This is a genomic window from Pantoea sp. FN0302 (assembly GCF_050113775.1).
Lineage (GTDB): Bacteria > Pseudomonadota > Gammaproteobacteria > Enterobacterales > Enterobacteriaceae > Mixta > Mixta alhagi.
The window spans coordinates 1,598,394-1,618,463 of the sequence record NZ_JBNJSM010000001.1 but is presented as its reverse complement, the minus strand read 5'-3'; the positions used below and the strand labels follow the sequence as shown (position 1 = coordinate 1,618,463).

At 53.4% G+C, this 20,070-nt stretch carries 19 protein-coding genes; 5 read left to right on the top strand and 14 right to left on the bottom strand.

Translation table 11 applies throughout. From position 1 onward, the window contains the following. Nucleotides 1-17: 17 nt before the first annotated feature. On the bottom strand, nucleotides 18-1,139 hold the full coding sequence (mdoC, locus tag ACQE32_RS07575; protein ID WP_427021582.1) for a glucans biosynthesis protein MdoC: 1,122 nt from the start codon (nucleotides 1,137-1,139) through the stop codon (nucleotides 18-20). Between the two features lie 269 nt (nucleotides 1,140-1,408). Between mdoC and mdoG the strand changes: the two genes are divergently transcribed. The 3 genes from mdoG to ACQE32_RS07560 all read left to right on the top strand — a co-directional run bounded on the left by mdoG (nucleotide 1,409) and on the right by ACQE32_RS07560 (nucleotide 5,914). Further along, nucleotides 1,409-2,944 carry a glucans biosynthesis protein MdoG gene (gene mdoG, locus ACQE32_RS07570; RefSeq protein WP_426981192.1) on the top strand — a complete coding sequence of 512 codons (1,536 nt, stop codon included), beginning with the start codon at nucleotides 1,409-1,411 and terminating at the stop codon, nucleotides 2,942-2,944. After that, on the top strand, nucleotides 2,937-5,501 hold the full coding sequence (gene mdoH, locus ACQE32_RS07565) for a glucans biosynthesis glucosyltransferase MdoH (protein WP_426974313.1): 2,565 nt from the start codon (nucleotides 2,937-2,939) through the stop codon (nucleotides 5,499-5,501). Before mdoG ends, mdoH begins: the two co-directional genes overlap by 8 nt. 173 nt (nucleotides 5,502-5,674) lie before the next feature. Then, nucleotides 5,675-5,914: a YceK/YidQ family lipoprotein gene (locus tag ACQE32_RS07560; RefSeq protein WP_085072143.1), complete on the top strand. Its 240-nt coding sequence runs from the start codon at nucleotides 5,675-5,677 to the stop codon at nucleotides 5,912-5,914. A gap of 8 nt (nucleotides 5,915-5,922) precedes the next feature. On the opposite strand, the gene ACQE32_RS07555 is transcribed toward ACQE32_RS07560, so the two are convergent. From ACQE32_RS07555 to ACQE32_RS07545, 3 genes are all read right to left on the bottom strand, one after another. After that, the gene (locus ACQE32_RS07555; protein ID WP_085072142.1) at nucleotides 5,923-6,324 is read right to left on the bottom strand and encodes a MysB family protein; all 402 of its coding nucleotides are present in this window, start codon (nucleotides 6,322-6,324) and stop codon (nucleotides 5,923-5,925) included. Between the two features lie 146 nt (nucleotides 6,325-6,470). Then, nucleotides 6,471-7,391, bottom strand: coding sequence for a Kdo(2)-lipid IV(A) acyltransferase (locus ACQE32_RS07550; protein ID WP_426974314.1), 921 nt, complete (start codon nucleotides 7,389-7,391; stop codon nucleotides 6,471-6,473). A gap of 134 nt (nucleotides 7,392-7,525) precedes the next feature. Beyond that, nucleotides 7,526-8,623, bottom strand: a complete 1,098-nt coding sequence (locus ACQE32_RS07545; RefSeq protein ID WP_427021581.1) for an NADH:flavin oxidoreductase/NADH oxidase — start codon at nucleotides 8,621-8,623, stop codon at nucleotides 7,526-7,528. A 208-nt stretch (nucleotides 8,624-8,831) separates the two neighbouring features. Between ACQE32_RS07545 and ACQE32_RS07540 the strand changes: the two genes are divergently transcribed. Further along, nucleotides 8,832-9,890, top strand: coding sequence for a rhodanese-related sulfurtransferase (locus ACQE32_RS07540; RefSeq protein WP_426974316.1), 1,059 nt, complete (start codon nucleotides 8,832-8,834; stop codon nucleotides 9,888-9,890). Nucleotides 9,891-10,067: 177 nt separating this feature from the next. On the opposite strand, the gene ACQE32_RS07535 is transcribed toward ACQE32_RS07540, so the two are convergent. Beyond that, nucleotides 10,068-10,643 (bottom strand): YceI family protein, encoded by a 576-nt coding sequence (locus tag ACQE32_RS07535; RefSeq protein WP_157130254.1) that lies wholly within the window; start codon nucleotides 10,641-10,643, stop codon nucleotides 10,068-10,070. 4 nt (nucleotides 10,644-10,647) lie between these two features. Then, nucleotides 10,648-11,223: a cytochrome b gene (locus tag ACQE32_RS07530; protein WP_426974317.1), complete on the bottom strand. Its 576-nt coding sequence runs from the start codon at nucleotides 11,221-11,223 to the stop codon at nucleotides 10,648-10,650. Nucleotides 11,224-11,993: 770 nt separating this feature from the next. Here ACQE32_RS07530 and proP point away from each other — a divergent pair. Then, the gene (gene proP, locus ACQE32_RS07525) at nucleotides 11,994-13,454 is read left to right on the top strand and encodes a glycine betaine/L-proline transporter ProP (RefSeq protein ID WP_426974318.1); all 1,461 of its coding nucleotides are present in this window, start codon (nucleotides 11,994-11,996) and stop codon (nucleotides 13,452-13,454) included. Nucleotides 13,455-13,549: 95 nt separating this feature from the next. On the opposite strand, the gene solA is transcribed toward proP, so the two are convergent. From solA to mdtH, 8 genes are all read right to left on the bottom strand, one after another. After that, nucleotides 13,550-14,665: an N-methyl-L-tryptophan oxidase gene (solA, locus tag ACQE32_RS07520; RefSeq protein WP_427021580.1), complete on the bottom strand. Its 1,116-nt coding sequence runs from the start codon at nucleotides 14,663-14,665 to the stop codon at nucleotides 13,550-13,552. 102 nt (nucleotides 14,666-14,767) lie between these two features. Beyond that, nucleotides 14,768-15,022 (bottom strand): biofilm formation regulator BssS, encoded by a 255-nt coding sequence (gene bssS / locus ACQE32_RS07515; RefSeq protein ID WP_084970930.1) that lies wholly within the window; start codon nucleotides 15,020-15,022, stop codon nucleotides 14,768-14,770. A gap of 216 nt (nucleotides 15,023-15,238) precedes the next feature. After that, nucleotides 15,239-15,514 carry a hypothetical protein gene (locus ACQE32_RS07510; RefSeq protein ID WP_085072136.1) on the bottom strand — a complete coding sequence of 92 codons (276 nt, stop codon included), beginning with the start codon at nucleotides 15,512-15,514 and terminating at the stop codon, nucleotides 15,239-15,241. Between the two features lie 147 nt (nucleotides 15,515-15,661). Beyond that, nucleotides 15,662-15,907 (bottom strand): DNA damage-inducible protein I, encoded by a 246-nt coding sequence (gene dinI, locus ACQE32_RS07505; protein ID WP_426974321.1) that lies wholly within the window; start codon nucleotides 15,905-15,907, stop codon nucleotides 15,662-15,664. Between the two features lie 138 nt (nucleotides 15,908-16,045). Further along, a complete protein-coding gene (pyrC, locus tag ACQE32_RS07500) occupies nucleotides 16,046-17,089 on the bottom strand; it encodes a dihydroorotase (protein ID WP_426974322.1) in 1,044 nt (347 codons plus the stop codon). 258 nt (nucleotides 17,090-17,347) lie between these two features. Further along, complete coding sequence (locus ACQE32_RS07495; RefSeq protein ID WP_426974323.1) at nucleotides 17,348-17,911, bottom strand: lipoprotein; 564 nt, start codon at nucleotides 17,909-17,911, stop codon at nucleotides 17,348-17,350. Nucleotides 17,912-18,060: 149 nt separating this feature from the next. After that, nucleotides 18,061-18,708, bottom strand: coding sequence for a glutaredoxin 2 (gene grxB / locus ACQE32_RS07490; RefSeq protein WP_426974324.1), 648 nt, complete (start codon nucleotides 18,706-18,708; stop codon nucleotides 18,061-18,063). 110 nt (nucleotides 18,709-18,818) lie between these two features. Beyond that, nucleotides 18,819-20,024: a multidrug efflux MFS transporter MdtH gene (mdtH, locus tag ACQE32_RS07485; RefSeq protein WP_426974325.1), complete on the bottom strand. Its 1,206-nt coding sequence runs from the start codon at nucleotides 20,022-20,024 to the stop codon at nucleotides 18,819-18,821. Nucleotides 20,025-20,070: the final 46 nt, after the last annotated feature.

Below are 20,070 nucleotides of genomic sequence, written 5' to 3'. Positions count from 1 at the left end.
CCATGCCCGTCTGTAACTCAGGGGCGGGCTTTTCGCCCGGAAAACAGGAAGCGCAGCAGCGGAATGCGCAGATGAATTTCATACAGCACAAAGGCGATGCCGAAGACAAACAACAGGCCAGCAATAAAACCCAGCGCATTATTATGAATATGCGGCGTAATAAAGATGCCGTACAGTAGCGTCAGCGGATGATGCACCAGATAAATAAACAGAGAAGCATTTACCAGCCAGGTAATGCGCGCCGAATGGGCATTCAGGAAGCGATGCCCAAAGGAAAATACTACGTTGACCATCCACAGACCCATTAGCATTGACACCACCGCATCGATTTCATACATCCAGCCTTCGCCGCTGCTGTAGCGCTGGTTGGCCATATAGGCGAAGAATGCCAGCGCCGAGCCGATCAGCGTCCACGGATTAAAGCGCACAAAGCGCGCCTTCAGCGCCGGATTGCGCCAGGCCAGCGCGCCAAGCCAGAAGAAAGGCAGATAAAACAGGGTTTGCATAACGGCAAAGTTGAAAAGCCCATCGGTCAGCAGCGCAGGCTGAAAGATAAAAATCAGACGGCGAAAAGCGCCCCAGCACAGGCTGTAAAACAGCACGGCCAGAGTAAGTATCAGCCAGCCGGGCGCGGTGGTCTGGTTTTGCTCCGCCGCATGCAGGCGGCGAAACAGCACCAGCCCCAGCGAGGTGAAAATAACCAGCACCAGCAGAAACCACAGGTGGGAGGTGAGCTCCCAGACCAGGGTGTTATATTTTTCATACGCGGAAAACTGCGGCCAGCCGGTGATCTTACCCGTCCACTCTTTTAGTATAAAAAACTGGGGCAGGGTAATTAGCGGAATGGCGCTGAGCATCGGAATGCCAACGCGTTCCACGCGCACTTTCCACCATTCGCGCGGGGCATAACGCAACCAGAGCATAAAAGAAAAGTAACCAGATATGACGAAAAACACCTGCATGCGGAAAGCATGAATAAAGTCATTGAACACGGTTAACCACAGCGACGGTTCCGCGCTGTTAACAGACCACTGGTGGCTGGAATAAATAAGTGAAACATGAAAAGGAACGCCAAGAAGCATCAGCCAGGCGCGAATAGAATCAAAAAAATATTCACGCTGATGAGATTTAGTACGCATAGTTATCCAGTTTTAGTACGTTTTATATACCGGCTCGCCCTGAACGTGACAAAAGTAAGCGCTTTACTTTACCGGAACGGGAATCCATATAATATCAGCCGATTCTGTAACAGACGATCAACGCAGAGAAAAGCCCTGAGAGCAGAGAATACAGGAACAAAACGGCGGGTATACTGTCGGAAAACCGAATAATCCATTAATATGGATGGGATTGATTTAAGCACACGAAAGGGGGGGATGTGCTGATTACTAACAAAAATAAATCGGGACTGAAAAAAACGCGCTGGGTCAGTGCGGCAGTTCTGTTTGCCTTGTATACCAACACCGGTTGGGCTTTTAGCATTGATGATGTCGCCAAAGAGGCAAAGTCGTTAGCGGGAAAAAGTTTTGAAGCGCCGAAGAGCAATTTGCCCTCTCAGTTTCGTGACATGAAATATGCTGACTATCAACAGATTCAGTTTAATCACGATAAAGCCTATTGGCATAAACTGAAAACGCCATTCAAGCTGGAGTTTTATCATCAGGGCATGTATTTCGATACCCCGGTAAAACTGCATGAAGTCACCGCCAACACGGTACGGGAAATCAAATACAGCCCGGAATATTTTAATTTTGGCAATGTTCAGCACGATCCGGAAACCATTAAGAACCTGGGTTTTGCGGGTTTTAAAGTGCTTTATCCGTTAAACGCCAAAGATAAAGATGACGAAATCACCAGTTTCCTCGGTGCCAGCTATTTCCGCGTGATTGGCGGCGGCCAGGTTTATGGCCTCTCGTCGCGTGGGCTGGCGATCGATACCGCGCTGCCTTCTGGTGAAGAGTTCCCACGTTTTCGCGAATTCTGGATTGAACGTCCGAAACCGCAGGATAAACAGCTGGTAATCTATGCGCTGCTGGATTCTCCGCGTGCTACCGGTGCTTACCGCTTTGTACTGCGTCCAGGTAAAGACACCAATGTGGATGTGCAGTCAAAAGTCTATCTGCGCGACAAAGTGGGCAAGCTGGGCGTTGCGCCGCTGACCAGCATGTTCCTCTATGGTCCGAATCAGCCTTCTCCGATAGTCAACTATCGTCCTTCTCTGCATGATTCCAACGGTCTGTCAATTCATGCCGGTAACGGCGAATGGATCTGGCGTCCGCTGAACAATCCGAAACATCTGGCGGTAAGCACTTTTACCGTGGAAAGCCCGAAAGGTTTTGGCCTGCTACAACGCGGACGCGAGTTCAATCAGTATCAGGATCTCGACGATCGTTACGATCTGCGCCCAAGCGGCTGGATCGAGCCGCAGGGCGACTGGGGTAAAGGTCGCGTAGAGCTGGTTGAGATCCCAACAGCGGATGAAACCAACGATAATATCGTTGCCTTCTGGACGCCGGAGAATCTGCCGGAGCCGGGCAAGGAAATGAACTTTAAATATCGTTTGCATTTTACCCGTGATGAAGACCAGCTGCATTCGCCAGATACCGCATGGGTGAAAAACACGCTGCGTTCTACCGGCGATGTAAAACAGTCAAACCTGGTGCGCCAGCCAGACGGCACCCTCGCTTTTGTGGTGGACTTTGTCGGTCAGGATATGAGTGCGATGCCGGATAACACGCCGGTTACGCCTCAGGTTAGCATCGGCAATAACGGTGAGATTGTTGAACAGAGCGTGCGCTATAACCCGGTGAACAAAGGCTGGCGTTTAATGCTGCGCATTCGCGTTAAAGACAATAAGCAGCCGACCGAAATGCGTGCCGCACTGGTTAACGGTGATAAAACGCTGACGGAAACATGGAGCTATCAGTTGCCTGCCAATGAATAAATCAATCCTAACTCCCGCTGACTATATCGACGCGCTGCCGCTGTCGCCAGACGGCAAAGCGGCGCTGGCGACAAATCTGCCCGCCCCGGAGGCGGGCGGTGAGGTTTACAGCACACTGCATCAGCAGCTGGGCCAGAATGGCCCGGCCGAAGCGCGAGCCGACGACGCGCCGCTGAGCTCGGTAAAGTCACGTATTGAAATGAGCTGGCCGGACTCGCTGGATGAGGGCAAACAGTTCAGCGAGGATTATCTCGGACGTACCACGCTGAAGGCGATGCCGCCGGTAAAGCGTTCGCTGATGTTCCCGGAAGCCTGGCGGACTAACCCGCTGGCGCGCGCCTGGGATTCGCTGCGCGGACGCAAATCCACCCCGCGCTACGCCTCGGCGGAAGAACAGCGTCAGGAAGACAAATGGCGTCACGTCGGCTCCATTCGTCGTTATATTCTGTTGATCCTGACGATTTTCCAGACGGTGATCGCCACCTGGTATATGAAGACCATTCTGCCTTACCAGGGCTGGGCGCTGATCGACCCAATGGATATGCTCAACCAGAACTGGCAGCAATCGCTGCTGCAACTGCTGCCTTATGTGTTGCAGACCGGGATTCTGTTCCTGTTCGCCATTCTGTTCTGTTGGGTCTCCGCCGGTTTCTGGACGGCGCTGATGGGCTTTCTGCAGCTGCTGATTGGCCGCGATAAGTACAGTATCTCGTATACGCTTACCGGTAATGAGCCGATCGATCCCACTCATCGCACCGCGTTGATTATGCCAATCTGTAACGAAGACGTGGAACGCGTCTTTGCCGGTTTGCGCGCCACCTGGGAATCGGTCGTGCGCAGCGGAGAGAGTCAGCATTTTGATGTCTATATTCTTAGCGACAGCTATGATGCGGATATCGCCGTGGCGGAACAGAAAGCCTGGATGGAGCTGGTTCGTGACGTGGGCGGGGCAGGGAAGATCTTTTATCGCCGCCGCCGCCGCCGCGTGAAGCGTAAAAGCGGCAACATCGATGACTTCTGCCGCCGCTGGGGCAGCCAGTACAGCTATATGGTGGTGCTGGATGCGGATAGCGTAATGAGCGGTGAATGTCTGACCGGCCTGGTACGCATGATGGAAGCGAACCCGAATGCCGGTATCATCCAGTCTTCACCAAAGGCATCCGGGATGGATACGCTCTATGCGCGTTGCCAGCAGTTTGCCACGCGCGTTTACGGGCCGCTGTTTACCGCCGGACTGCACTTCTGGCAGCTGGGCGAGTCGCACTATTGGGGGCATAACGCCATTATCCGCGTGAAGCCCTTTATCGAGCACTGTGCGCTGGCACCGCTGCCGGGCGAAGGCTCGTTTGCCGGGTCGATTCTCTCCCATGACTTTGTCGAGGCTGCGCTAATGCGTCGCGCCGGCTGGGGCGTGTGGATTGCCTACGATCTGCCTGGCTCGTATGAAGAGCTGCCGCCTAACCTGCTGGATGAGCTGAAGCGTGACCGTCGCTGGTGTCACGGCAACCTGATGAACTTCAGGCTGTTCCTGGTTAAAGGCATGCACCCGGTGCACCGCGCGGTGTTCCTGACCGGCGTGATGTCTTATCTTTCCGCGCCGCTGTGGTTCCTGTTCCTCGCGCTCTCTACTGCCTTGCAGGTGGTGCATACGCTGATGGAGCCGCAGTACTTCCTGCAACCGCGCCAGCTCTTCCCGGTGTGGCCGCAGTGGCGTCCGGAGCTGGCTATTGCGCTGTTCTCTACCACGCTGGTGCTGCTGTTCCTGCCGAAGCTGCTGAGCGTAGTGCTGATCTGGTTTAAAGGCGCGAAAGGCTATGGCGGCGCGCTGCGTCTGCTGGCCTCAATGCTGCTGGAAATGCTGTTCTCGGTGTTGCTGGCGCCGGTGCGTATGCTGTTCCATACGGTATTTGTGGTCAGCGCCTTCCTGGGTTGGGAAGTGGTGTGGAACTCACCGCAGCGTGACGATGATGCTACGCCCTGGAGCGAAGCGTTCCGTCGTCATGGTTCACAGATGCTGCTGGGTATCGTCTGGGCGGTGGGCATGGGCTGGCTGGATCTGAACTTCCTCTGGTGGCTGTCGCCGATTGTGTTCTCGCTGATCCTGTCGCCGTTTGTGTCGGTAATTTCCAGCCGCACCAGCAATGGACTGGCGACCCGCCGCGCGAAGCTGTTCCTGATCCCGGAAGAGTATGCGCCGCCGAAAGAGCTGGTAGATACCGATACCTATCTGCAGCTGAACCGCGAACGTGCGCTGAAGCAGGGCTTTATGCATGCGCTGTTTCATCCGTCGTTTAACGCGCTGGCGACCGCGCTGGCGACCTCGCGTCACCTGAAAAGCGATCTGCTGGACTATGCGCGCGACCGTCGGGTAGAGCATGCCTTAAGCGATGCGCCGTCGAAGCTGAGCCGCGATGAGCGCCTGGCGCTGATTAGCGATCCGGTAACGCTGGCGCGCCTGCATTATCGTCTGTGGCAGGATGCAGAAAAGTACCATGAGTGGCAGGACTACTACCGTACGCTGCAGCTGAATCCGCTGGCGCTAACGCCTGCGAAATAAGCGGGATGCCTGGCCTGTTTTGCGGGCCAGCGCAGCCATAGTGTGATGAGCATATTGCAAGAGCGGCCTTCGGGCCGCTTTTTTATTCCCGGCTGGCAGTAGGCTATTTTTAAACAGAGGGCGGACAAACGCCGGACAGCCAATATCAGGCCGACTCAAAGAGAGGTAAAGGATTGAAAAAAGGATTACGTAGCGCAGCATTGCTGACGCTGGTGTTGCTGTTAACCGGCTGCGGCAGCATTATCAGCCGCACCGTACCCGGACAGGGGCACGGCAATCAATATTATCCTGGCGTACAGTGGGACGTGCGCGACACGCCGTGGCGTTTTCTCACCATTCTCGACGTGCCGCTGTCGGCCCTGCTGGATACGCTGCTGTTACCGGTCGATGCGCAGCACGGGCCCTATGAATAAAAACAGGGTTACCAGCGGTCTGATTCGTTATTGCTGCCGCTGTCTTCCCATTCCTGGGCTACCGCTTCGCCTTCTTCGGTATCCAGCGGCGCTTCCAGCTGGAATTCACCTTCATCCCATTCGTGCAGCGTGTTTTCCGGCATCCATTCCTGGCGCAGCTCCACCTCATCGAAGTCACCCTCGAAAATAGCCTGCGCAGCTTCACCGGTGCGGAGAGGCAGCAACTCGCCGTCATCGCTTTCATCAGCGAGAAACTCCGCCTGCCACATGATTTCGCCATCCTGCATCACATATTTTTGCAGATTGAATTGCCCTACTGAAACCTCATCTTCATCCAGCTCTGGGTTATTCGCCAGGAACTCTTCACGGGCGCTATCGATAGCTTCTTCCAGTGTGCTAAACATGCTCATTAGTCTCTCCTAATCTCCTCAAGGATGGTTTCAGGAAAGAATAGACGAAGTTTCAGCACTCATAGCGTCAGCGCTAAAAAAACTGTCTGGATGAGCGGAAATCAGACCCTTTCGCTCCGTAGCGGAACGAAAGGGAAAAGAAGGGGTTAGTAAAGTTTCTCTTTGCCAGGCGGACGCGTTTTAAAACGACGGTGCAGCCACATATACTGCTCCGGGGCCATCAGTACCGCTTCCTCAACGATCTGGTTCATCCGCCTTGCGGTGGCTTCCTCGTTATCGGTCGGCACATCTTTCACGTCAGGCAAGACGATCAGCTCATAACCTTTACCGTGCGGCAGACGACGCGGCAGGAAAGGGATCACGGCGGGTTTCGCGGTGCGGATCAGCATATAGCTGCCTTTAGTCGAGGCGGCATCCGGCACAGCGAAAAAGGGAACAAAGACGCTGCTTTTGGGGCCGTAATCATGATCGGGCGCATACCAGATGATCTCGCCCGCCTTCAGCGCACGGATCATGCCTTTGAGATCTTTACGATCGATCATGCTCTTGTTTGAGCGCATCCGGCCCCAGGTTTGCAGCCAGTCGATCAGCGGGTTGTCATTCGGCCGATAAACGCCGATGCCGGGGTTCAGCAAGCCGAACATGCGTGCGCCCAGCTCCAGGGAAAGAAAATGCATCCCGATCAGCAGAATACCTTTCTGCTCGCGCTTTGCCTGCTGAATATGCTCATCACCGATACCGGTAAACCATTTCCGCACCCGCCAGTCCGGCCAGAACCAGGCGATGCCGGTCTCCAGAAAACCCATGCCGACCGACTCAAAATTGCGCTTCAGCAGCGCATCGCGCTCGGCGGGCGGCATTTGAGGAAAGCAGAGCTCAATGTTACGTTGGGCGATCGCCGCGCGTCGTTTCATCACGCGCATCGAAAGACGACCTAAACCACAACCGAGATGGTAAAGCACCGGGTAGGGCAACAACACCACCAAATAAAGCAGGCCAATACCAAGCCAGAGGAACCAGTAACGCGGATGAAGCAGATCGCGTGAAAATTGAGGCAACTGAGTCATGTTCTTCCAGTTATTCGTTGCGGCGGGTAAAAAACGCCGCAGTGTCCAATTTGAAGGGTGTATTGTGCCACTTTTTTACTTATTGCTGAAACCAGGATGTCCGGCAGCGCATTCACTGCGCTGCCGGAAAGCATTTAAAGATTAAACAACCCTTTCACTTCGTGCGGCTCGCAGCGCCAGTATTGAGGCGGCGCCTGCACTTTTTCGCCCAGTTCGGCGGCGGCGTGCCACGGCCAGCGTGGATCGTAAAGCATGGCGCGGGCCAGGGCGACAGCATCGGCTTCACCGTTGACCAGCACCGCTTCCGCCTGCTGCGGTTCGGTAATCAATCCTACGGCAATCACCGGCATGGTGGTCAGGGCTGCTTTAATTCCTGCGGCGAAAGGCACCTGATAGTTCGGGCCAACGCTGATCTGCTGCTGGGGCGACAGACCGCCGCTGGAAACATGAATATAGTCACAGCCGGCAGCTTCCAGCGCCTTGCTCAGCGCAATGGATTGCGCTTCATCCCAGCCGCCTTCTACCCAGTCAGAGGCGGAAATACGCACACCAACCGCCTTATCACGCGGGAAGACACGGCGCACCTCATCAAAAATTTCCAGCACCAGGCGCATGCGATTTTCCAGTGAACCGCCATATTCATCGTCACGCTGGTTGGATAAAGGTGAAAGGAACTGATGCAGCAGATAACCATGCGCGGCATGGATTTCTACCAGCTCAAAGCCCAGCCGATCGGCGCGAATGGCACTGTCGATAAAGGCCTGTTTGATCTCGTCGATGCGGGCTTTTGTCAGCGCCAGTGGGGTGCCGTCTTTTTCGCTGTAGGGCAGTGCTGAAGGGGCGGAGGTTTGCCAGCCGCCCTGCTGCGGCGTTAAAAAGCCGCCGCCGCGCCAGGGAACGTCGCAGGAGGCTTTGCGCCCGGCGTGGCCCAGCTGGATCCCCAGCGGCATGGTTGCATAGCGTTTTACATCATTGATGGTTTCCGCCAACGCCTGCTCCGTTTCATCATTCCAGAGGCCGAGATCCTGCGGCGTAATGCGCCCGGCGGGTTCAATGGCGGTGGCTTCGATAATCAGCAGTCCGGCGCCGGAGAGGGATAAATGTCCCAGATGAATGCGATGCCAGGGTGTCGCTTTGCCCTGTTCTGCCGAATACTGACACATCGGCGCAATGATAATACGATTGCTGAGCGATAATTTGCCCAACTGCAGCGGCGTAAAAAGCTGACTCATGTTTTTCTCCATCTGTTATCACCTGAGTGATAGTAAGGTCGCTAATGGTATAACACGGCTTATCTCAATTGGCAGAGCGGTTAATTGTCAGTATGTGCGGTAAGGAGGGATCGTCAAATGTGGAAAAAATGCTGCAAAGCTTTGCTTCACTGTTAAATCAGGTATGATGTCGCCCGCAAAAAAGAGCTCACTACCGGGAAAGAACACCATGCCAGTGTTACATAACCTTGTTTCAAACAAAGAGCTGAAAGCGCGCATGCTGGCCGAAACCGAGCCGCGCACTACAGTCTCTTTTTATAAATATTTTCATATCGCCGATCCCAAAGCGTTTCGTGATGCGCTTTATCTTGCGCTGACCGAGCTGAAAGTTTTTGGACGTATCTACGTGGCCCATGAAGGGATCAACGCGCAGGTCAGCGTGCCGGCCAGCCTCTATGCGCGCATGCAGCAAACGCTATACGGCTTTGATCCGGCGCTGAATAATCTGCGCATGAATATCGCGCTGGATGATGACGGCAAATCGTTCTGGGTGCTGCGGCTGAAGGTGCGCGATCGCATCGTCGCTGACGGCATTGAGGATGAAAGTTTCGATGCCAGTCAGGTGGGTGCGTATCTGAAAGCGGATGAAGTCAACGCTATGCTGGATGATCCCGATGCGGTGTTTGTCGATATGCGCAACCACTATGAATATGAAGTGGGGCATTTTGACAAGGCGCTGGAAATTCCTGCCGATACTTTCCGCGATCAGCTGCCGATGGCGGTAGAGATGCTGCAGGATAAGAAAGACAAAAAGATTGTTATGTACTGCACCGGCGGGATCCGCTGTGAAAAAGCCAGCGCCTGGATGCTGCATAACGGTTTCGAACAGGTTTATCACGTTGAAGGCGGCATTATTGAATATGCGCGCCGTGCGCGCGAGCAGGGCCTGCCGGTGCGTTTCAAAGGCAAAAACTTTGTCTTTGACGAACGCATGGGCGAACGCATTTCAGATGATGTGATTGCTCATTGCCATCAGTGCGGCGCGCCGTGCGATACGCACGTTAACTGCGTGAACGATGGTTGCCATCTGCTGTTTATTCAGTGCCCATCCTGCGCCGAGAAGTTTCAGCATTGCTGCAGCCCGATGTGCATGGAAGAAGCGGCCTTGCCGCCAGAAGAGCAGCGCGCTCGTCGCGCCGGACGTGAAACCAGCAACAAGATCTTTAATAAATCGCGCGGCCTGTTAACTGCCACGCTGACGATCCCGGCACCGACCGATAACAAATAACCGCTGCCTGGAAGAAGGGAAAACACTCTCGATCAGGGAAATTGCAAAAAAATGCTCGGGGGAGATCGTAAAGGTTTAATATGCGCCCGCGCCATCCCAGGCCGCGGGACGCTTACTCTTCTGCCGAGACACCCCCGCGCCTTGAGTTTAGCGTTAGCCTGTTAGAGTCTGTATGGCCTACTTCTGGCGCACGCCTTCCACGGAGATGATCAGCTCAACCTCCTGCGAGGCCGGACCAAGGTCTTTAGTGATATTAAAATCCTTCAGTGCCAGTTTGCCTTCCGCCTCAAAGCCAGCCCGGTAGCCGCCCCAGGGATCGTCGCCCTGGCCCAGCAGTTTCGCTTCCAGCGTAATCGGTTTGGTTACGCCGTTCAGCGTCAGATTGCCGGTAATATCCAGTTCGTCGCCATCCTTTTTCACGCCGGTAGAAACAAAGGTTGCCTGCGGGAATTTGCTGACGTTGAGAAAATCGGCGCTGCGCAGATGCTTATCGCGTTCAGCATGGTTGGTATCAACGCTGCTGGTATTAATCGTTACGTTTACTTTATCAGCCGCAGGGTTTTTCTCATCAAAGGTAAAGCCGCCGTCAAAATCCTTAAAGGTGCCGTACAGCCAGCTGTAGCCTAAGTGCTTAATGCGGAACTGAATAAAGGCGTGCTGCCCCTCTTTATCAATTTTATATTCCGCCGCGGTGGCAGCCTGAGCACCCAGCAGCAGCGTAGCTGCGGTCAGCGCGCAAAGCGTTTTTTTCAACATATTATTTCTCCGTTTTAACAGATGAAGTGATGCGGTAGCCCAGCATGCGTTTCAGGGTAATATCGCGATCGATAAAGTGATGCTTTAATGCAGCCAGTCCGTGCAGCAGTGATATAACCACTACCAGCCAGGCCAGCCACAGGTGAATATCGCCCGCCAGATCGGCCTGCGCGCCGTAGCCGCTAAAGGTAGCCGGAACAGGCAACACGCCGAAGACGTCGATGGGTTTGCCTTCTGCAGTTGATATCAGATAGCCGCTGATAAAAATGGCAAACAGCAATAAATAGAGCAACAGGTGGACCGCTACGGCGGAATAGCGCACCAGCGGAGAGTAGCTGGCGAGCGGAGCAGGGGGCGGAGAAACAAAGCGCCAGATCACCCGTAAAATCATGACGGCAAACAGCACCATGCCGATGCTTTTATGCAGTTCCGGCGCCTTATGATACCAGGTGTCGTAGTAGCCCAGCGAAACCATCCACAAACCCAGCGCGAACATGCCGTACACGGCCAGTGCCACCAGCCAGTGGAGCAATAAGCTAAAATGACCATATCCGTCGCCGCTATTTTTCCATGCCATTGCCATATCTCTGCTCAATGTTTTGACATGAGACTGTACAAGCTGAGACAGAAAATCAACAAAAAAGCGCTGACTACTCTGCCTTTTTAATTTTTTTCAAATTAATTGATTGTTTAAAGGTGGTTATTATCAGTTTTATCGCCTGAAAAGGCGGTGGCCTTAGCAAAATGATTTTTTCAGCGAGAGATTGGGGAAGCATTCTGGCACTAAAACAAGCATAACGTTAGCAAAATAATGTGTAAGCCAGCCTGTCGGTCAGCCAGGTAATAGCCATGAAAAAAGGCGTCTGTTAAGAATAATAATTTCAATAAATTTGAATCAAATATCGACTTTTGTTGGTATTTAGTCAGTTTTTGTCAATGCGGCGACTGCGTTTAGCAGGTGCCTGTGCGCAGCATGGAGATAAAAATTAACTTTTTTATAATATCTGGTCGGTAACCCGGTTTTGCCGTTTTTATACGGCGCTGAGCTGAAAATCCCTTCTGTTTTTATGGTCATATCCATTCTGTTTTTATGGTCATAAAAACTATTATCTGGCGAAAGGATGAGATCCCGTACCAACTTAAGCACTACTGGTAGTCTAATATTTCATCAAATTTGCATTTTGCCTTTACAATCGATAAAGTAAATCTGTGTCAATAAACGTGATGCAGCTCTCATTCTTTTGAGTGTATTCATGCTGCGTTATAGCTTTCCTTACCATCAGCCGCTGCTGGCTATGAAAGCTATGGTGCTGCCTACCGTCATCGCGTAATCCGTGAGGAAACGATATGAACGTCGCTACAGGCTCATCTAAAAAACATTTCTGGCAGAAAAAAAGCCAACAAGAACTTACCGTCGATGATATTACCATTGTCGATAATGCCATGCTGAAACGCGCTGTGGGCGCAGCCGCGCTCGGCAACGCCATGGAGTGGTTTGACTTTGGCGTATACAGCTATCTGGCTGTTACCATTGGTAAAGTGTTCTTCCCCGGCGGCAGTCCGGCCGCACAGCTGATTGCCACCTTTGGCGCTTTCGCCGCCGCTTTTCTGGTGCGTCCCATTGGCGGGCTCTTTTTCGGCCCGCTGGGCGATCGTATTGGTCGGCAAAAAGTCCTGGCCATCACCATGATCATGATGGCAATCGGAACCTTTTGTATTGGACTGATCCCCGGCTATAACAGCATCGGTATTGCTGCACCGTTACTGCTGCTGCTGGCGCGACTGGTGCAAGGTTTTTCCACCGGCGGTGAATATGGCGGCGCGGCGACCTTTATTGCTGAATACTCAACCGACAAACGTCGCGGCTTTATGGGAAGCTGGCTGGAATTCGGCACGCTGGGCGGGTATCTGTTGGGCGCGGGGCTGGTCACCGCGCTGACGGCGCTGCTCTCTGCCGATCAGCTACTTATCTGGGGCTGGCGTATTCCTTTCTTCATTGCTGCACCGCTGGGACTGTTTGGCCTTTATATTCGTCTGAAGCTGGAAGAGACACCGGCGTTTCAGAAGCATGTGGAAAAACAGGAAGCGCTGGAACACAGCAAACCACGGCTAACCCTGTGGCAAATGCTGCGTAAATATCGGGCACAGATGCTGAAATGTATTGGTCTGGTACTGCTGTTTAATGTCTCCAACTATATGCTGACCTCTTATATGCCCAGCTATCTCACCGGCGTGCTGGGTCTGAGCGAGCTAAGCGGCCTGATGCTGGTGCTGGTGGTAATGTTTGTTATGATGCCGCTCACGCTGTTCTGGGGGCACTGGAACGATCGCCTGGGACGTCGTCCGGTGATTGCGCTGGGCGCGGTGGGGCTGCTGGTATTCTCCATTCCCTGCCTGATGCTGGTGGCGACCGGCAACCTGGTATTTGTTTTCATTGGCCTGATGATCCTTGGCGTGCTGCATAGCTGCTTTAGCGGCACCATGCCTTCGGCGCTGCCAGCGCTGTTTGCCACCGATGTGCGCTATAGTGCGCTGGCTATCGGTTTTAATATTTCCGTATCGCTGTTTGGCGGCACCACGCCGCTGATGACCGCCTGGCTGGTGGATAAATTCCAGAATCTGCTGATGCCAGCTTATTACCTGATGGGAGCGGGGGTTATCGGCTTGATTACCGTATTCTTTATGCGCGAAACGGCGCGTAAGCCGCTGCATGGTTCAGCGCCGGCGGTGGGTTCAGAAGCGGAAGCGGTAAAACTGGTGAAAAAACTCAAGCTGCGTCGCCAAAAAGAGAACAGGGCGATGCAATAATTAGCGGCAAAGCCGAACGGAGAATATTAAACAATCAAAGCGATAATAATTATCGCAGAAATAATAAGGCACAATTTCATTGTGCCTTTACTGTTTTATTTAAAACGGGACAAAGAAAACGGCGATAAATCAAATTCACATGATTTATTGCTGGCAAAGGCGCTGGCTATTTCACCTAATACGCTGGCGAATTTAAAACCGTGGCCGCTGAGCCCGGTTATTATCATGCGATTATTATCTTCCGGCAGCGTATCGATAATAAAATCCTCGTCGGGAGAATTATCATAAGCGCAGGCGGCACCGTGCAAACAAACCCCTACGCCTGGCAGGAAGCGGCGGAGGAAATTAAAAACCTCGTTGCCATCGCTGGCATAAGCGCCAAAAGGTTTGCGATCCTGTGCGCTCTGCATTGGCTGACCACCATCATGTCGGCCTATTTTTAGCTCGTTATTATCTGCGGGAAAGCCGTAATACTGGCTGCCATCGGCCATTTCCACGGTGAAGCCGGGAAACTTATTATTTTCGCTGTAGCGCCCGTCGGCCTGATACCAGGCAAACACTTTGCGTACTGGCGTAACCGGTACATCAGGACAGAACTGCTTAACGGCGGTGCCGACGCTGAGTAACAGTTTGCGGCCATAGTAGTCGCCGTCAGCCGTGGTCACGCGCTGCAGCTCATCTTCGCGGGCGAGGGCGGATACCGCACAGTTAAACAGCTGAGCGCAGCCCGCTTCGCGCGCCAGGCGAATCCAGCTGCGAATCGCCACCTCTGATTTCAGATAGCCGGAGCGCGGTTCAAAAACGCCCGTGTAGCCTTCCGGTATCGCAATATCTGGCCAGCGTTGGCGTATCTGCTCTGGCGATAATACTTCAATCTCCAGCTGAAACTGGCGCGCGCTTTCTATCACGTTGTTAATAAACGGCGAGCCGGCAGGAGAAAGGTTAATGATGCCGCTGCGGTGCATAATCCGTTCACCGCTCTGCTGCTCCAGCTCATCCCACAATTGCTGAGCGCGCAAAACCAGTGGAACATAGCGAGCGCCCTCGCCATAGGCGTGACGAATCAGACGCGTCGCGCCGTGGTGGCTGCCTTCCTGATGGGGCGGGTGCGCGCTGTCAATCATCAGCACCTTGAGCCCGGCACGCGTCGCGTACCAGCCTGCAGCGGCCCCGACGGAACCACTGCCAATAACGATAAGATCATAAACCATTAGCCAACTTCTCCTGATGCTGCGAAGGCTTAGCAGCATAGCAAAAGCTTGCAGATAATAAAAAGGCACCCCGCAGGGTGCCTGGTTAACCAACGTTACTGGTTAATGCTTTTTGTAGTCTCGGGCAAGGATTTCGCTGGCTTCTATTTTAGCGATACCTGCTTCCAGAATGGAGATAAACTGTCTGGCAACGTCCGTAGTCAGCCAGTAAGTCGGCCCTACGTCGGCTTCATCAGGCTGTTGCTCATTAGATGAAAGCGAATGCAGACGAATCATCATCGCATCATACGAGTCCACGGTACTGATATCCCATCCAACGAGGGGATGTGTCTGAATAATCTCTTTATTACTGTCCATTATAACCCCCTTATTACTCGTAGAACGAAGTGATTATTTGAGGTTTCAATGCGGCTTTTTTTCACAGAGCAGAGTGATTATAACAGTGTTACAGATTTAAGCGGCACGAAAAATGCTCGAATAGCGTAATTAATCTACGGCGAATAATATTTGAACAGAATTCTGATTATTCTTAGCAGGAAAAGAACTCCTGCATAATGCAGGAGTTTATAAAAATCAAAGAGTGGTGTCGGGTTGAATTTTAACCGGGGCGTGACGTTTTTCCAGCTCAGCCGCAAGACGAGCAAAATGCTGCTGCATTCCCTCATCATGATTTTGGTTTTGCGCTTCCAGCCGCAGGCTATGAATCAATAACTGATTAGATTTATCGTCCAGACAAAAGGCAAGATAGGAAAATGCGTTTTCCAACACGGTAAGACGACGCTGCTGTTCACCAATTAACGCCAGCAGTTCACCAAAGGTCATCGCCTCTTCAGGTTTATCAGCGGTCATGGTTAACACCTCCTGTAAGTCATGACGGACGCCAGAATATGTCATCGGCTTACAACAGTCTATAACCGCGTTGGAAGGGCGGCGAGGTGGTAAAGATAAAAAAAAGCCGGATGGCGATATCCGGCAAACAACGGCACAAAAAGAAAGTTAGTCAGTGATAAACCAGTCGTCGGCGCTCTCCCAGGTTTCCTGCAGGATCTCGGTCACACGATCTTTGGCATCTTTACCACTGCCCATCACGGTCAGGTTATTGGCGCTGGCGTAGCGCACCGAAATATGGTTGGTCATTTCCGGAAATTCTTTATCGATTCGTTTTGACAGTTCCTGCGTCAGCGCATCGATAGCGCCGGCAGGGAGCTGAGTGGTTTTCGCTATGGTTACTTCAACACGCATATCTGCCTCCGCTGTGAGTACTGGCTATTTATACAGTCAACACGGTAGCAAAGCAACGAAAAGCGAGCAGGACGTCGATGAAAAAATGCAGGGAATCACAGAAGCGGCTGATGGCGAAACATCAGCCGCAGGGGATCATCAGGCAATGCGCCAGTTCAGGGTTTCACCGGCGAGGAAAGGCACCAGCGTATCGCCCGCCGCCGCAATGCTTTCGTCGACAGTCCAGGGTTCACGCACCAGGCGAATCGTTCCTTCATTCAGCGGCAGACCGTAAAAGTTCGGGCCGTTTTCCGAACAGAAGGCTTCAAAATGCTGTAGCGCATCCATCTCTTCAAAAACCGTAGCGTAAGCGGGCAGCGCGGTCGGCGCATTAAACACCCCGGCGCAGCCACAGCTGGCCTCTTTGCGATGACGTAAATGCGGTGCGGTATCGGTGCCGAGGAAGAAGCGACGATTACCGCTGGCGATGACCTTGCGCAGCGCCTCCTGATGGACATTGCGCTTCAGGATCGGCAGGCAATAGAGATGCGGGCGCACGCCGCCCACCAGCATATGGTTACGGTTAAACATCAAATGCTGTGGCGTGATTGTCGCAGCCAGCAGGTCATTGCCCGCCTCGACATACTGTGCGGCTTCTTTGGTGGTGATATGTTCAAACACCACTTTCAGTTCAGGGTAGCGCTGACGCAGCGGCTCCATAACCGTTTCGATAAAGCGCGCCTCGCGATCGAAAATATCGATATGCGCATCGGTCACTTCGCCATGAATAAGCAGCGGCATGCCGATGCGTTGCATACGCTCCAGCACCGTGGCGATAGCGTCAATACTGGTTACGCCATGACTGGAGTTGGTGGTGGCGTGAGCGGGATAAAGCTTGGCTGCGGTAAATACGCCAGCCTTAAAGCCTTTTTCCACCTCATCAGGCTGAAGCGAATCGGTAAGGTAGCAGGTCATTAACGGCTGGAAAGCATGTCCTTCCGGCAACGCGGCCAGAATACGTGCGCGATAGGCGCTTGCCGCCTCCACGCTGGTGACGGGCGGCACCAGATTAGGCATCACAATGGCACGGCCGCACACGGCGCTGGTAAAAGGCAATACGGCGCGCAGCATCTCATCGTCACGCAGATGGATATGCCAGTCGTCAGGGCGGCGAATGATCAGTTGCTGAGGTTGTGCAGTCATGAATTAGGCTCCGGCGGTGGGAAATCAAGGCAGTTTTTAGCCGGGTATCAAGCATAAGGATAAAGGCAACCGATTGCACTTGCTTTATGTCGGCCGCGCGAAAAAAGTCTGGAGAAACAGGAGAAGTGGTGCAAATAGCGCCAGCGCGTCCGCTGTCTTGCGGCAGGAATGCAGCCCATCACGCCCGGATAGCCTGGAATTGCAAAGCGATTAAAGGTAAATAGCCCGCGCCGCAAAAAACAGCGCGGGCGGCCGTGGTCAGTCGATAAAAGGGATCACCAGCTCACCCGGTTTTACCTCAATTCCTTTCGCCAGTTTTTTTGCCATCGCTTCCGCTTTGCTGCGATTTTCGCTCAGAAGATAAGCCGGTTCGCGATCGAAATAGCTTTTCAGCGACTGGTTAAGATAGGGGGTGAGGGTATGCAGGATCGGCTGCATTTTTTCCGGCTGCACGTTGGCCTCCACGATCTCCAGATCCTTCAGAAAAATCGCGCCTTTCTGTTTATCAAAGAATGGCTGAGCCTTCATCTTCAGCTGCATATCCGCCTGCTGCGGCCCCAGCAGCGAAGTGATATTCACTTTCGCATTGCCGGAAAGCGTCACCTTACCGGCTTCCTCGCGGCCAATCTGGCTGCTGAGGTTATTCAGCACGATATGGGCGTTAACCAGTCCGGACACGCCAATGTCTTTCTGATAATTATTATGTTTCTGCAGAGCCTGATTGATCTCCTGCTCGGAAATTGTGTACTGGGTAAGCTGATTACAGGCGGTCAACAGACCGGCCAGCACAAGGGCGCAGAGCGCCAAAAACGCCTTGTTCATGACAATCCTCGAAAGTAATGCGGAGAAAGTCTCCTTTTCAGGAGGCTAAGCTTGCCGCAATCACCCTCGTGAGTCACCAGGAAAACAGGAAAAGAAAGGTAAAACGCGGGAAGAAGGGCAGCAGGCGGCGAAACGCCGCCCTTAAAAAATTAACCCGCAACCGAACTCAACAAATTGACCTGCGTCTGCTTGGCCATATTATCGCGATACTCCGCAACCCGGCTGGGCCAGTTAATACCCGCTATTAGCGTCAGCGAACGCAGCAGAGGAAACAGATTAATATCATCCAGGCTCAGTTCGCCGTTAACGGCGTTCGGCTTCACGATCAGCTTATCGAGATCGCGCATATCGTTAGAGATCTTCTTGATCAGCCCGTTTGCATGCTGTTTTAATTCAGCAAAGTCGCCAATATTGGCTTCCTTTTTATTTTTGAAATAGCTGCGTGCCTGCGGCGTGGCGAACTCGGCAAACGCGCCTTCAGCAACGCGCGGCAGTAGCAGCTTATTCACATAGCTGCCCACGTTGCGCAGCCAGTCGTTAATAGCGGGATTGGTTTTACCGGTCAGTAGCGGTTCGCCATCCAGCTGATCGACATAGCGCACAATATCAAGGCTCTCCGGCATGCAGCTGCCATCCTCTTTTTGCAGAATCGGCGCCATTTTCTGACCAATCAAACGGGTTGGTGTCTCCTCATCATCGTTAAGCATTATCACCAGTTCTACCGGCAGATTTTTCAGACCAAAAATCATGCGTGCTTTAACGCAAAACGGACAATGATCGTAAATATAGAGTTTCACCGCATCTCTCCTTACTCATATTGCCAACAGCAGGCTGCCGTCAGCAATTATTTGAATATGCTTAAAAAGTATGGAAGAGATCCCCGGGAAGGGCAAACCGCAGCGGCATGTTAGCCGCCACGCAATATGGCGGGCGCTGCGGCGCGCGGCTGAAATTGCCACCACAGCGCCAGCAGGGTAATTGCGCCGGTGCAGCCCAGCATCAGCCACGGCAGCTCCGGTAAATCCAGCTCGCGTCCGGTATCAAACATCCAGCCGCCGCCGGTATAACCCAGCGCGCCGCCCAGCGCCAGACCCAGGCGACTAAAGCCAAGATAGCTGCCGCGCGCCCGTGAACTGGCCAGCTCCGCGCTCAGGGTTTCACGCGCCGGCTCGGCAATAATTGCCCCGATATAGAACAGGCAGATCAAAATAAACAGCTGCTGTAAGGAATCGGTCAGGCCAATCGGCAGCAGGCTCAGCGTCATCAGCAACAGGCCTGCCATTAAACGGTGCTCCAGACGAAAGCGCTTTTCGCTCCAGCGGGCAATCGGATAAAGCAGCGACAGCGACAGCGCAGCCTCAATGGCATACATCCATTTGACCGCACTGGCGGTTCCGGCAATCTGGTTTACCATAATCGGCAGCATCAGCATGACCTGAACCGCCAGAATGTAATAGCCGGTTAAGGTCAGCACATAGGTGCAAAAACGGCGATCTTTCAGCACCCGTCCCAGCCCTTCGCGCAGCGGGGTAGGCACGGTAGAAATACGCCAGGCTGGCAGCAGCAGCGCGTTAAACAGCGCGGCCAGTACAAAAACCAGCGCGCCCACCCAGCAAACCAGGCGGAAATCCCACGCCAGCAGCCAGCTGCCAATCAGCGCGCCCAGCACTGCGCCAGCGCTGTCCTGCATCATCAACAGCGAAAAGAAACGGCCACGCGCCTCGGGACGAATCAGCTTCACCACCAGCGCGGTACGCGGCGGATCGAACAGCGTGCCGCCAATGCCGGAAAGCAGACAGGAAAACCACAATACCCACGGCTCGTGTGCCACCGCCATTGCAGCAAAACCAGCCGCACGCAGCAACATGCCGCTGATAATCATCGGCTTGGCACCGAAGCGATCGGCAATCGCGCCGCCAAATACGCCCAGTCCCTGCTGCACCAGCTGGCGCAAACCCAGCGCGATCCCGACGATCATCGCCGCCCAGCCCAGCTGATCAACGAAGCGGATTGAGATCAACGGGAATACCACAAAGAATCCCAGCACCACCAGCATGTTATCTACCAACAGAAAAACCCGACCAAGACGTCGGGCGCGCGCAACTCCAGCCATGCTGTTTCCTTAGCGATGCTAAATATAATTACTTTTTAGGGATATT